Annotated in this window: 13 protein-coding genes, 1 other RNA gene and 1 pseudogene; 7 read left to right on the top strand and 8 right to left on the bottom strand. The window is 63.6% G+C overall.

Translation table 11 applies throughout. The features are described 5' to 3' along the window. Positions 1-17: 17 nt before the first annotated feature. From FJ425_RS31170 to modA, 4 genes are all read right to left on the bottom strand, one after another. Positions 18-368 carry a winged helix-turn-helix domain-containing protein gene (locus FJ425_RS31170; protein ID WP_140727877.1) on the bottom strand — a complete coding sequence of 117 codons (351 nt, stop codon included), beginning with the start codon at positions 366-368 and terminating at the stop codon, positions 18-20. Positions 369-456: 88 nt separating this feature from the next. After that, positions 457-1569 carry a molybdenum ABC transporter ATP-binding protein gene (modC, locus tag FJ425_RS31165; RefSeq protein ID WP_140727876.1) on the bottom strand — a complete coding sequence of 371 codons (1113 nt, stop codon included), beginning with the start codon at positions 1567-1569 and terminating at the stop codon, positions 457-459. Next, the gene (gene modB / locus FJ425_RS31160) at positions 1566-2270 is read right to left on the bottom strand and encodes a molybdate ABC transporter permease subunit (protein ID WP_140727875.1); all 705 of its coding nucleotides are present in this window, start codon (positions 2268-2270) and stop codon (positions 1566-1568) included. Before modB ends, modC begins: the two co-directional genes overlap by 4 nt. Positions 2271-2292: 22 nt before the next feature. After that, the gene (gene modA, locus FJ425_RS31155) at positions 2293-3087 is read right to left on the bottom strand and encodes a molybdate ABC transporter substrate-binding protein (protein WP_140727874.1); all 795 of its coding nucleotides are present in this window, start codon (positions 3085-3087) and stop codon (positions 2293-2295) included. Positions 3088-3287: 200 nt separating this feature from the next. On the opposite strand from modA, the pseudogene FJ425_RS31150 reads away from it, so the two are divergent. Further along, positions 3288-3457: pseudogene (locus FJ425_RS31150) on the top strand (TOBE domain-containing protein). 12 nt (positions 3458-3469) lie between these two features. Here FJ425_RS31150 and FJ425_RS31145 read toward each other — a convergent pair. Together FJ425_RS31145 and FJ425_RS31135 are read right to left on the bottom strand one after the other, a co-directional pair. Next, positions 3470-4264, bottom strand: coding sequence for a thymidylate synthase (locus FJ425_RS31145; protein WP_140626869.1), 795 nt, complete (start codon positions 4262-4264; stop codon positions 3470-3472). 352 nt (positions 4265-4616) lie between these two features. After that, entirely contained in the window at positions 4617-4928 is a 312-nt protein-coding gene (locus FJ425_RS31135) for a DUF2853 family protein (protein ID WP_042644091.1), read from the bottom strand. Positions 4929-5095: 167 nt separating this feature from the next. Here FJ425_RS31135 and ssrA point away from each other — a divergent pair. After that, positions 5096-5456, top strand: a transfer-messenger RNA (tmRNA) gene (ssrA, locus tag FJ425_RS31130). A gap of 268 nt (positions 5457-5724) precedes the next feature. Here ssrA and FJ425_RS31125 read toward each other — a convergent pair. Continuing rightward, the gene (locus tag FJ425_RS31125) at positions 5725-6930 is read right to left on the bottom strand and encodes a multidrug effflux MFS transporter (protein WP_140727873.1); all 1206 of its coding nucleotides are present in this window, start codon (positions 6928-6930) and stop codon (positions 5725-5727) included. 186 nt (positions 6931-7116) lie between these two features. Here FJ425_RS31125 and FJ425_RS31120 point away from each other — a divergent pair, with 186 nt between their 5' ends. The 4 genes from FJ425_RS31120 to FJ425_RS31105 all read left to right on the top strand — a co-directional run bounded on the left by FJ425_RS31120 (position 7117) and on the right by FJ425_RS31105 (position 8890). Further along, a complete protein-coding gene (locus tag FJ425_RS31120; RefSeq protein WP_140626867.1) occupies positions 7117-7800 on the top strand; it encodes a TetR/AcrR family transcriptional regulator in 684 nt (227 codons plus the stop codon). 116 nt (positions 7801-7916) lie between these two features. Next, positions 7917-8447, top strand: a complete 531-nt coding sequence (locus tag FJ425_RS31115) for an SspB family protein (protein ID WP_140545386.1) — start codon at positions 7917-7919, stop codon at positions 8445-8447. A gap of 9 nt (positions 8448-8456) precedes the next feature. Then, entirely contained in the window at positions 8457-8654 is a 198-nt protein-coding gene (locus FJ425_RS31110; RefSeq protein WP_140626866.1) for a DUF4169 family protein, read from the top strand. A gap of 8 nt (positions 8655-8662) precedes the next feature. Then, complete coding sequence (locus FJ425_RS31105; RefSeq protein ID WP_140727872.1) at positions 8663-8890, top strand: ribbon-helix-helix domain-containing protein; 228 nt, start codon at positions 8663-8665, stop codon at positions 8888-8890. On the opposite strand, the gene FJ425_RS31100 is transcribed toward FJ425_RS31105, so the two are convergent. After that, a complete protein-coding gene (locus FJ425_RS31100; RefSeq protein ID WP_140727871.1) occupies positions 8887-10692 on the bottom strand; it encodes a chloride channel protein in 1806 nt (601 codons plus the stop codon). The genes FJ425_RS31105 and FJ425_RS31100 overlap by 4 nt on opposite strands. A 171-nt stretch (positions 10693-10863) precedes the next feature. Between FJ425_RS31100 and FJ425_RS31095 the strand changes: the two genes are divergently transcribed. Next, the gene (locus FJ425_RS31095; RefSeq protein WP_140626862.1) at positions 10864-11292 is read left to right on the top strand and encodes a helix-turn-helix domain-containing protein; all 429 of its coding nucleotides are present in this window, start codon (positions 10864-10866) and stop codon (positions 11290-11292) included. Positions 11293-11520: the final 228 nt, after the last annotated feature.

The following is an 11520-nucleotide window of genomic DNA, read 5'->3' as shown; positions in this document are numbered from 1 at the left end:
CCTACTCCCCTACTCCCCTACTCCCCTACTCCAGCATCGATCTCCGCCTGCAGGGCCTGCATATGGACGGCGGCGGCCGATGAAGCGGCGCGCTCTATGGCGCGAAACCGGCTGACGACCGCCAAACCCGCCGATGTCAGTTGCGCGCCGCCGCCTTTGCGGCCGCCGGTCTGCGCCGCGACCAGCGGCTTGCCGAACACGCGGTTCATGTCCTCGACCAGATCCCAGGCATGCTTGTAGGACATCTCCATGCCGCGCGCCGCAGCCGAGATCGAGCCGAAGGCGGCGATCTGCTCCAGCAATTCGATCTTGCCCGGGCCGATCCGGCCATCGGGGTCGAGATTTATCCGCAGGCTGAGCGACGGCATTTCATCTCCTCGGATTCCACGGCACGACAATAGTCCCTATGGAAAGGAAGCGCTATTCCAAATATACATAGCGACATGATCGAGAACCTCAAACGCCGACTTCGGCCGGCAGGCCGGCGCCGGTGTTTGCGCGATCGAAGCTCACCGTCTTGATGACCGCGAAGACCTGGCTTCCCAGCTTGAGGCCAAGCGCTTGCCGCGATTGCTCGGTGATCCGCGCGATCACAACCGCGCCATGGCAATCGATGCCGATCTCGACCTCGGGCCCCTCGCCCGGCTTCATGCCGACGATCGTTCCCGACAGGATATTGAGCGCGCTGAGGCCGGCGGGTTTCTCGGTGGCGACCATCACGTCGCGGGCGCGGATGCGGATGCGCACTGGAGCGCCCGCCGCCCTCGCCAGTTTCGGCACGCGGATTTCGCCGGCCTGCGAAGCAAGCACCGTCATGCCGAAGACCTCGTCGTGACGCAGCACCTTGGTGTCGAGCACCGCACCGCCCTCGCCGCGCTCCTCCGCCGGCAACAGGTCGAGCCGCCGCATGATCGCCTCGGTCGGCCCCGCGGCCGCGACCTTGCCCTGCGAAAGCACCACGACGTCGCTCGCCAGCCGCGCCACCTCGGCGACGGAATGGCTGACATAGACGATCGGGATCTTCGTCTCGTCCCGCAGCCGTTCGATGTAAGGCAGGATCTCGGCCTTGCGCGCTTCGTCGAGCGAGGCGAGCGGTTCGTCCATCAGAAGCAGTTTCGGGCTGGCAAGCAGCGCGCGGCCGATCGCGACGCGCTGCCTTTCGCCGCCCGACAGTTTCGCCGGCCGCCGGTCGAGCAGGTGACCGATGCCGAGCAGGTCGACCACCGCATCCATCTTGGCGTAGCGCTCGGAAGACGGCGTGAACCAGCGACCGTAGCGCAGATTGCCGGCCACGCTCATATGCGGGAACAGCCGCGCATCCTGGAACACCATGCCGATGCGCCGCTTGTGCATGGGCACGAAGATGCGCGCGGCGGTGTCGACCAGCACATTGCCGTCGACCGAGATACGCCCCTTGTCCGGACGGATCAGGCCGGCGATCAGGTTGATCAGCGTCGACTTGCCCGAACCCGACGGCCCGAACAGCGCCGTCAGCCGGCCGGCGCTCTCGAAACGGGCTTCCACGGCGAAATCGCTGAGGCGATGGCTGATGTCGGCCGAGAGCGTCATTCGATGTCCATCCGCCGGCCGACCCGCCGCGCCAGCACTTCCGAGGCGATGAGCGCGGCCATCGAGATGACGATCGAGATCAGCGTCAGCCTGAGCGCGCCTTCATCGCCACCCGGCACCTGCGTGAAGGTGTAGATCGCCGAGGGCAGCGTCTGCGTTTCGTTGGGGATATTGGAGACGAAGGTGATGGTGGCGCCGAATTCGCCCATCGCCTTGGCGAAGGAAAGGATTGCTCCCGCGATCAGGCCGGGCAGGATCAGCGGCAGTGTGATGGTGGCGAACACCCAGAGCGGATTGGCGCCGAGCGTGCCGGCCGCCGCTTCGATTCTGCGGTCGACAGCCTCGATCGAGAGCCAGATGGCCCGGACCATCAGCGGAAAGCCCATGACCCCGCAGGCCAGTGCCGCGCCCGTCCAGCGGAACGAGAAGATGATGCCGAAATGCTCGGCAAGGAAGGCGCCGGCCGGACCACGCCGGCCGAAGGTGAGCAAGAGCAGATAGCCGGTCACCACCGGCGGCAGGATCAGCGGCAGATGCACTAGCCCGTTGAGCAGCGTCTTGCCCCAGAAACGCCCCCGCGCGAGCAGGAGCGCGATCAGGATGCCCGGCGGCAAGCTGGCGATCATCGCCACCGTCGCCACCTTGATCGACAGCCGCACCGCATTCCATTCGTCGGGAGTGAGGTCCAGCAGCCAGTTCATGATTGTGTTTGCGCGGTCTTTCTCAGTTGCTCGGTGCGAGAACCGTGAAGCCCTGCTCCTTGAACAGGTCGGCGGCCTTGGCCGACTCGACGCATTTCAGGAAGGCCGCCGCATCCTTGTCCTTCGAATCGGCGGTCTGGGCAATCGGGTAGACGATCGGCGGATGCGAATCTTCCGGGAAGGTGCCGACGACCTTGACGCCCTTTTCGGCATGCGCGTCGGTGGCGTAGACGATGCCCAGAGCCGCCTCGCCGGTCGACACCAGCTTGAGAGCTGCACGCACATTCTCGGCCTGCGCGATCTTGCCCTCGACCGACGACCAGACGCCCAGCGATTCCAGCGCCGCCTTGCCGTATTTGCCGGCCGGCACGGCCTTGAAATCGCCCATGGCAAGCCTGCCGTCGCCGATCAGCCTGGCGAGGTCGAAGCCCTTCTCGACCTTGGTCTCGACCGCGGAATCCTTCGGCGCCACCAGCACGATCTGGTTGCCAAGCAGCTTCACTTCGGTATCAGGCTTGGTCAGCTTCTTGTCGGAGAGATATTTCATCCAGTCGAGGTCGGCCGAGACGAAGATGTCGGCCGGCGCGCCGCCTTCGATCTGCTTGGCGAGCGCCGAGCTCGCCGCGTAGGAAATGGTCGCTGCTTCGCCGACTTCCGGCTCGCAGGCCTTGTTGACCGCGTCGAGCGCGTCCTTGAGGCTGGCCGCGGCAAACACCACCACCTTGTCGTCGGCATGGGCCGCCGGCACCGCCGCCATCAGCATTGCCGCCAGGCCGCCAACGGCGGCTGCCTTCAACCCGAAACCCTTGCCAGTCATGAAGTTTCTCCCTGCTTTCCAAATCCGTACCGCCAAAAGCCTTGGACCGATATATCCGCATGAACACAACAAGGGAAGGCTTTTCACCTGTCACGGCATTGTGCGCCGGCGCGATCTCAGCCTGCGGTGAATGCGAAAAGGAAGGGCGAAGCTCAAGGAGAGACGCATAAGATCGGCGCCCGCAAAATCCTCAAGGTGAGGTGACCGAGATCGTCAGGGAAGCCACCACTTCGCATGTTAGGATCGACATCGGCGGCGGCGTCATCGTCACCGCGTCAATCACCAAGCGGTCGCCGGCCTCGTGATCGAGAAGGGCAAGCAGGCCTATGCGGTGATCAAGGCCTCGGACGTCACGGTTGGCATCGATTGAGCCGAAGCTGGCTCACACCGCGATAGGCGCCTTGATACTCGCGTCCGCGAAATAATTCTCGAGGCGGAAATCCTCGAAGCGGAAGGCGAAGAGGTCCTTCACCTCCGGATTGACCCACATCGTCGGCAAGGCCTTGGGCGTGCGCCGCATCTGCTCGCGCGCCTGCTCGAAATGGTTCGAATAAAGATGCGCATCGCCGAGTGTGTGGACGAACTCGCCGGGCTTCAGCCCGGTTACCTGCGCCACCATCAGGGTGAGCAAGGCATAGGAAGCGATATTGAACGGCACGCCGAGGAAGACGTCGGCCGAGCGTTGGTAGAGCTGGCAGGAAAGCCGGCCTTCCGAGACATAGAACTGGAACAGGCAGTGGCAGGGCGGCAGCGCCATCGCCTCGACTTCGGCCGGGTTCCAGGCCGAGACGATCAGCCGGCGCGAGTTGGGATTCTTGCGTATCTCCTTCAAAAGGCCCGCAATTTGATCGATCTCGCCGCCATGCCCGTCCGGCCATGAGCGCCACTGCTTGCCATAGACCGGCCCGAGATCGCCATTCTCGTCGGCCCATTCGTCCCAGATGGTGACGCCATGATCGTTGAGATATTTGATGTTGGTGTCGCCGGCCAGAAACCACAAAAGCTCATGGATGATCGACTTCAGATGCAGCTTCTTCGTGGTCGTAACCGGAAAGCCGCGCGAAAGGTCGAAGCGCATCTGGTAGCCGAACACGGAGCGCGTGCCGGTACCCGTACGGTCGCCGCGATCGATGCCATTCTCCAGCACATGCTTCAACAGGTCGAGATATTGGCGCATCGGCTCTGCCTCGATTCGAGTAATAGCCGATAATAACCGATAGCCAGGTGTCCGGACACACCAAAACGGCGCCAAGCGCCTGTGCACCACTACACTTCCAAACGTTTGCGCCGCCCCTCATTGCCCTGCCGGGCATTTCTCCCCGTACAGTGACGGGGAGGCTGCCGCGCTGCAGCGTTTCTTGCGACGCTGACGGTTGGCGAAACCGCCTAAGACAGTCCCTTTCCCCGTCACTATACGGGGAGAAGATGGCGGCAGCCAAATGAGGGGCAGCGCCGACGCCCCGTGACGTAAATTCAAATCCGACGCGACAGCCTTGCCGCGCCAGTCTTCGCCAGCCGACGCGCGACCGTCAGAGGGAGCCGAGTTTGCCGAGATCCTTCGCGACCAGGTAATAGAAGGTCACGCGGCTCTTGGTGTTGTCGGCCTGCATCGCCTTGCAGGTCTTCTCGATCGAGGCGTTGGCCTTTGCGGCATCGGCGATGCCGAGCTTCTTGCCGATCCAGTTCTCCCGCACGCGGTCGAGTTCCTTCGGGTCGGTGCAGGACACCAGCGAGGAATCGCGGTTCCTGAGCGCAATGCCCAGATGCTTGACGATCTTATCGACCGCGTCGGCGCTGGCGCCGGCATCATATTTCTTCACATCCGCAAGATAGTCGGCCATCAAACTTCCCCTCGTCGGCGCCACGGATCCGGTCGATGAGGGTTGTGGCGCGCCGCGCAACCTGTGCGCTAGGTCAGAGACTCCTCACCGGGAGCGAGATTTGATTGAGTAGGCGCGCAAGTCAACCCTTGGCTGCCGTTTGGCACAACCGGATAAGCGCCGGTTTTGGCCTTTATTTTTCCCTCGCCGCTCCCTATATACGGTTCGTCGGCTTGACCGACTATGGCGATAAACAGGCGATGAAATAAGCCGTTCGGACCCGGGGGCGGTACCCGGCGCCTCCACCAAAAACCGCTCTGGCTGACGGAGCGGCTTTTGCTGGGGGCGAAATAGGATCGACGAAGGTGTAAAGATCGTACTTTTGCCCGGCATTGTACCACCGTTATCGGGCTAAACTTATAGTTGCCAACGACAACTATGCGGAAGCTCGTCTCGCTGCTTAATGCGGCGCGAACGCTTCAAATCAAGCCCTAGGGGTTCGCACTTCTAGGCGGGGTTCGGAGGTACCTGGCAACAGAAACCTCCACCTTCCCCCTCCTTGGTTCTTCCCAATAAACCGACCGGTGCCTGATGCGCGGGCACAGCCTTGCCGCCCATCATCCATGGACAGGCGATGCAAAACGATACCGATCGATTTTTCGTGCTGACCTCTATGCGGAGCTCGGCTACGACCTGGTACCGTTGCCTCTCGCTCCGGTCGATGAACGGGTGCGCTTCGCCCTCGATCAAACAGCTTCGCGAGGCACATGAAAAAGGCCGGGAGCAACCCGGCCTTTCTATCTTCTCAACGGCTGTCCTACTCCGCCGGCGCTTCGACCGCTTCCCGCGCGCGGCCGAGCGTTAGCTTGGCCAGAGTGAAGGAGATCACGGCGCACAGCGCGATGCCGGCCACCATCGGCAGCGGCGTGCCGTCGAAGAAGAGGCCGGCGACACCCATCGCCAGCGCGCCGATGGCGAAGTGCAGCGTGCCCATCAGCGCCAAGGCCGTGCCGGCGATCTCGCCATGCTCTTCCATCGCCAGCACCGAGGTGGTGGGGATGACGAGGCCGAGGAAACCGTAGCCGACAAAAAGCAGCGCGGCCATCACGTCGAGCCGGTCGACGCCGGACGCCATGATCGCAAACAGCGCCACCATCACCGTGGCATAGCCGGTGACCGCCACCCAGACGACGCGCTTCAACCCGAAGCGGTCGGCCAGCAAGCCGGTCAGCTGCGACATACCGATGAACGCGACCGCGTTGATCGAGAAGAACACGCTGTAGACCGACGGCGACAGGCCGTAATGGTCGATCAGGATGAAGGACGAGCTCGACAGATAGACGAAGAAGCTCGCAATGCCGAAGCCGGCGATAGCCACGAGGCCGAGGAAGTTGCGGTCGCCCATCAGGTAGCGGTAGCCGGCAAGCGCCGTGCCGAAGGATGAGCCGGCGCGCTCTTCGACGGGCCGCGTCTCCTTGAGCGAGGTGGCAAGCAGGATGGTGGCCAAGGCGGCCGCGCCCGTCACCGTCCAGAACACGGCGCGCCAGCCGAAGCTCTCGATGATCTGGCTGCCGGTCAGCGGCGCCAGGATCGGCGACACCGAGAAGACCAGCATCAAGAGCGACATCAGCTTGGCGGCCTCGTTGCCGGTGTGCAGGTCGCGCACGATGGCGCGCGGCACCGCCATTCCGGCGCTGGCGCCAAGCCCTTGCAGAAAGCGGAAGGCGATCAGCCACTCGATGGTCGGCGCCATCGCCGAGCCGACGCCGCCGACCATGAACAGCGCGAGGCCGGCATAAAGCGGCGCCTTGCGGCCGACCATGTCGGAGATCGGGCCGACGACGATCTGCCCAAAACCCATCGACAGGAAGAAGATCAGAAGGCTCATCTGCACGGCGGCAGTGCCGGCATGCAGGTCCTGGCCGATCGAAGGCAGCGCGGGAAGATACATATCGATCGCAAATGGGCCGATCGCGGACAACAAGCCGAGCACGACCGCGATGCGGAGGAATTTGGGACTCATGATAAGGCTCTTTCGGATCTGGTTGCCGCCGCAAAATGCCGGCGTCTGAACCCAGGACGTTCCATCCCGCGGAAATCCTACGTCCAAGGGCGAATTTCTTCGCCCCTTCCGTGCGGGCTTCCTTTATTGTGTCCACAAATTTAGACAGGCTTGTCCAATTCGTCAATCGCCGCTATATAGATTTTCATGAAGCCCGGCGTTTCTCCTGACACTTTCCCGCCACGCAGCCACGAGGCCAAGCGCGTATCGGTGGTTGACGCTGCCGCTTCCGTCTTCTGCCGCGAAGGCTATGCCGGCGCCAATATCGACCTGATCGCGGCCGAGGCCGGCGTTTCGCGGCAGACCGTCTACAACCATCACGGCGACAAGGAAAAGCTGTTCGTCGCCGTCGTGCGCGACCTGACGGAGCGCTGCAATGCCGGCATCTTCGCCACCATCGCCAGCTTCCCCGACCAGCCGACGAACCTGGAAGCCGACCTTGTCGCCTTCGCCGTGCGCATGAACCGCAACTGCATCTGCAACCGCGATGGCCGTTTCCTGCGCAAGCTGATCCAGGCCGAAGGCGAGCGTTGTCCGGAGCTGTTTGCCGAATGGCGCGAGCAAGGCCCGGGCCGTACCTGGTCGGCGCTTGCCGCGCGCTTTGCCCGGCTTGCCTTCGCCGGCCACTTGTCGATCGGCGACCCCGACGTCGCGGCGCGTCAGTTCTTCGCCCTCGTCAACGCCGAGCTTCAGATCACTTTCATGCTGGGCGGCGTGCCCACCGAGGAAGAGGTGCTGCGCTCGGCCACGAACGGCGTGCGGACCTTTCTCGGCGCCTTCGCCAGAAGGAAATCGCCGGCCGGCAAACAGGCTGCGCTCGCTCACGCCTGAGCCATCAAATCGCCGACACCCCTCTTGGCCTCGCGGCTTTGCGCCTATATGCGGTTTACGCCGCGCTCAAGCTTGATTACAGCTATGCGGACGATTCAACGGAACCCGACCATCAGATGGCCGACGACCACATCCGCTACGACATTCTGGCCCAGGAGGCTCTGCGCGGCGTCATGCGCAAGGTCCTGGCCGAGGTCGCGCGCACCGGCCTTCCGGGCAATCATCATTTCTTCATCACCTTCCTGACCGGCGCGCCGGGCGTGCGCATCTCGTCCAGGCTGCGCGAGCGCTATCCGGAGCAGATGACCATCGTCATCCAGTTCCAGTACTGGGACCTCAAGGTGACGGATGCCGGCTTCGAGGTCGGGCTTTCCTTCTCCGACGTGCCGGAAAAGCTCGAAATCCCCTTCTCCGCCGTGCGCGGCTTCTATGATCCGTCGGTCAATTTCGAGCTCGAATTCGACGTCAAGACGGAAAGCGCCGAAGACGAGGCCGTCGCTCCGGCCCCCGAGCCGGTCGCCGTCGTCCCCGAGAAGAAGGCGGAAACCAAGAAGAAGGCCGCCGAGGCCGAAAAGAAGCAGGCGGTCGCCGAGACAGGCGCCAAGGGCGCCGACGTCGTTTCGCTCGACGCCTTCCGCAAGAAGTAGCCCGGCGCCATGGGCGAGGTCATCAATCTCCGCCAGGCCCGCAAGCAGAAAGCGCGCACCGAGAAGGAACGCCGGGCCGGCGAGAACCGGGCGCTGCACGGCCGCTCGAAGACAGAGCGCGAGCGTGACAGGCTGACATCGCAGAAGGCCGAGAAATTCGTAGCCGGCCATCGTCGGGAAAAACCCGACGACCCTGGCGAGCGCTGAGTCCTGCAATGGCCGCGGTCGAGAAACGTTCGGTAACGATCCGCGGTCACCGCACAAGCTTTTCCCTGGAACAGCCCTTCTATGACGACCTCATCGCCATCGCCGCCGAGCGCTCGCTATCACTCGCGGCCTTGGTCGCAGAGATCGATGAGACTCGGACCCGCGACGCGAACCTGTCATCCGCGCTGAGGCTCTATGTGCTGGCCTGGGCCAAACGCGGCGGCGCCGCGTCCTAGACCGCGCTATCGCTGATGCTTTGTTGCGTCTTGCGCTTCGCGCCGAAGCTCAGCAATGCTGTGCGATCGCGCTCCTCCGCCTGTTTTTTCGACCTTACCCGCATCATGTCTTTCCAGCCGATATAGCCGACGAGCCGTTCATCCTCGCGTGAGACGACCGGCAGATGCGAGACATTGGCGGTGAGCAGCTTGTCGGAAAGCGCTTCCAGATATTCGTCCGGATAGGCCAGCGTGATCTTGCTGCCGGCGAGCAGCTCGCCCAGCGTCGCCTTGCGGTGCTTGCCGTTACGGCGCCAGCGCAGGATCGCCGGCGGATCGATGACGCCGAGCACATGCCCCGCTTCATCGATGACCGGGAAGCTCGGATGCCGCGTGTCCGGAGCGGTCAGGAAGGTTGCCGCGCCATGCAGCGTCATCGTTCCCGGCACGCTCTCGACCTTGGTCGTCATCACTTCCTTGACCCTGGTCAGGGCGAAAGGATCGACGCGATATTCGCGCACGAGATGGTGCCCGCGCCGCGCGACTTTCTCGGTCAGGATCGAGCGCTTCATCAACAGCACGGTGACCGCATGCGCGGTGGCGCAGGCCGCGATCAGCGGCACTAGCACATGCGTGTTGCCGGTGAGCTCGGTGGCGAAAAAGGTCGCGGTCAGCGGCGCGCGCATGGTGCCGCCCATCGTCGCCGCCATCGCCAGCAGTGGCCAGAATCCGGGGCTTGCCTCAGGCAAGATGCCCGAGAGCACCGCGCCCATCGCGCCGCCCATGATGAGCAGCGGCGCCAGCACGCCTCCCGAGGTCCCGGATCCCAGCGCAACCGACCAGATGACGGCCTTCACCACCAGAAGCAGCAGCGCGGCGGTGGCGACGGTGCGACCGTCGAGCATGTTGGCGATGTTGTCATAGCCGACGCCGAGCGCGTGCGGCTCGATAAGTCCGCCGATGCCGACCACCAGGCCGCCGATCATCGGCCACCACATCCAGTGTATCGGCAGCTTCAGGAAGGCGTCCTCGCAGGCATAGACCAATTGCGTCAGCAGTCCTGAAAGAAGTCCGGCGGCAATGCCGATAAGCACCCAGCCGCCCAGCCCGGCGATCGACGGATCCATGCTGCCCGAGAACGGAAAGATCGGACTCGGCAGGTGAAGCAGGCTGCGTTCGACTTCCGCAACGATTGCCGCGACGGCAACCGGGATGAAGCTGCGCGGCGTCCATTCGAACAAAAGCAGTTCGACCGCAAGCATGATGGCGGCGATCGGCGTGCCGAACACGGTCGTCATGCCGGCCGCTGCACCCGCCACCAGCAGCGTCTTGCGCTCATTGTCGCTGACCGGCAGCATCTGCGCGATCAGCGAGCCGATGGCGCCGCCGGTCATGATGATCGGGCCTTCGGCGCCGAACGGTCCGCCCGACCCGATCGAGATTGCCGACGATAGCGGCTTCAGCACCGCGACCTTGGCATCGAGCCGCGAGCGCCCGAGCAGGATTGCCTCGATGGCTTCGGGAATGCCGTGGCCGCGGATCTTCTCGCTGCCGAAGCGCGCCATCAGGCCGATGATCAGCGCGCCGATCACCGGCACGATCACGGCGGCCAGCCCAAGCGGCGTGTCCTCGAGCCTTAGCTCGGCCAGCGAGAACTGGCCGAAATAGGCGATGTTGGTGGCAAGCCGGATGAGCTGCAGGAGCACGATGCCGGCGAAGAGCCCGGCGGTCGCCACCACCACGGCGATGGCTGCAATAAACAGCACGCGCGGGTCGGTCGTGAAGTCGCGAAGATGGCCGTTGCCGGCACGAGCGGATTTCATTTTGGGAGCCTGAACTTTCTGACGGCGCGAAGAGCGTCCGGTTTCAGGTGGCCTCATATCGCAACACGATATAAACCTGCAAGGCTGTTTTCAATCGCTGCGCCGCGTCATTTTGGACAAGGATCGCGACGGCCAGTTGAGCTTTTGCAGGAAAAGACCATAAGACGGGAAATGACGCCGCCGAAACCACGCCCCGCCATCAGCCAGGCCGACTACCAGCGGCTGTCGCAGTTCCGTTATCTGATCCGCCGCTTTCTCGAATTCAGCCAGGTACAGGCCAACGAGGCGGGCCTCACGCCGCGCCAGCACCAGGCGCTGCTGGCGATCAAGGGGTTTCCAGGCGGCGGACCGGTGGCAGTGGGCGATCTCGCCGAGCGGCTGCGCATCCGCCACCACAGCGCCGTGGAACTGGTGAACCGCCTTGTCGAGGCAGGCCTGGTGATACGCGATCAGGACAAGGCCGATCACCGCCGCGTCTTGCTGCAGCTTACCCCTTTGGCCGACGATCGCCTGGCCGAACTGTCGGCCGCGCATCTCGACGAGCTTTCGCGCATCGAGCCGATGCTGCGGCGCCTGCTCTCGCGCCAAGAAGAATCCTAGGCGCTAAGATATTCAACTGGTTCCCCGACATAGGGATGTTGAGAGGTTGCCGTTTGTCTTAGAGCAAGATCTCCGTTCATTGCCGTGAAATCAGCGCAAACGCCGGGGATGGGTTGAAGCCGCCCCAACCTCGTCATTCTATGGCGGAGCTAGGAGCGAAGCGACGCGGCGCAGACCATAGAATCCATTCCGTGACTTGCAAGCGCCGCCTCGGTGCAGAATTTTGCT

The organism is Mesorhizobium sp. B2-7-2, from assembly GCF_006440775.1.
Taxonomy (GTDB): domain Bacteria; phylum Pseudomonadota; class Alphaproteobacteria; order Rhizobiales; family Rhizobiaceae; genus Mesorhizobium.
Note: the sequence above shows the minus strand (reverse complement) of the source record. Positions and strands in the feature narration are given on the sequence as shown.

Bases quoted from the DNA above. Each gene is read 5' to 3' on its own strand.
- FJ425_RS31170 (WP_140727877.1), bottom strand. From the start codon at position 368: ATGCCGTCGCTCAGCCTGCGGATAAATCTCGACCCCGATGGCCGGATC.
- modC (WP_140727876.1), bottom strand. From the start codon at position 1,569: ATGACGCTCTCGGCCGACATCAGCCATCGCCTCAGCGATTTCGCCGTG.
- modB (WP_140727875.1), bottom strand. From the start codon at position 2,270: ATGAACTGGCTGCTGGACCTCACTCCCGACGAATGGAATGCGGTGCGG.
- modA (WP_140727874.1), bottom strand. From the start codon at position 3,087: ATGACTGGCAAGGGTTTCGGGTTGAAGGCAGCCGCCGTTGGCGGCCTG.
- FJ425_RS31145 (WP_140626869.1), bottom strand. From the start codon at position 4,264: ATGCGCCAATATCTCGACCTGTTGAAGCATGTGCTGGAGAATGGCATC.
- FJ425_RS31135 (WP_042644091.1), bottom strand. From the start codon at position 4,928: ATGGCCGACTATCTTGCGGATGTGAAGAAATATGATGCCGGCGCCAGC.
- FJ425_RS31125 (WP_140727873.1), bottom strand. From the start codon at position 6,930: ATGAGTCCCAAATTCCTCCGCATCGCGGTCGTGCTCGGCTTGTTGTCC.
- FJ425_RS31120 (WP_140626867.1), top strand. From the start codon at position 7,117: ATGAAGCCCGGCGTTTCTCCTGACACTTTCCCGCCACGCAGCCACGAG.
- FJ425_RS31115 (WP_140545386.1), top strand. From the start codon at position 7,917: ATGGCCGACGACCACATCCGCTACGACATTCTGGCCCAGGAGGCTCTG.
- FJ425_RS31110 (WP_140626866.1), top strand. From the start codon at position 8,457: ATGGGCGAGGTCATCAATCTCCGCCAGGCCCGCAAGCAGAAAGCGCGC.
- FJ425_RS31105 (WP_140727872.1), top strand. From the start codon at position 8,663: ATGGCCGCGGTCGAGAAACGTTCGGTAACGATCCGCGGTCACCGCACA.
- FJ425_RS31100 (WP_140727871.1), bottom strand. From the start codon at position 10,692: ATGAAATCCGCTCGTGCCGGCAACGGCCATCTTCGCGACTTCACGACC.
- FJ425_RS31095 (WP_140626862.1), top strand. From the start codon at position 10,864: ATGACGCCGCCGAAACCACGCCCCGCCATCAGCCAGGCCGACTACCAG.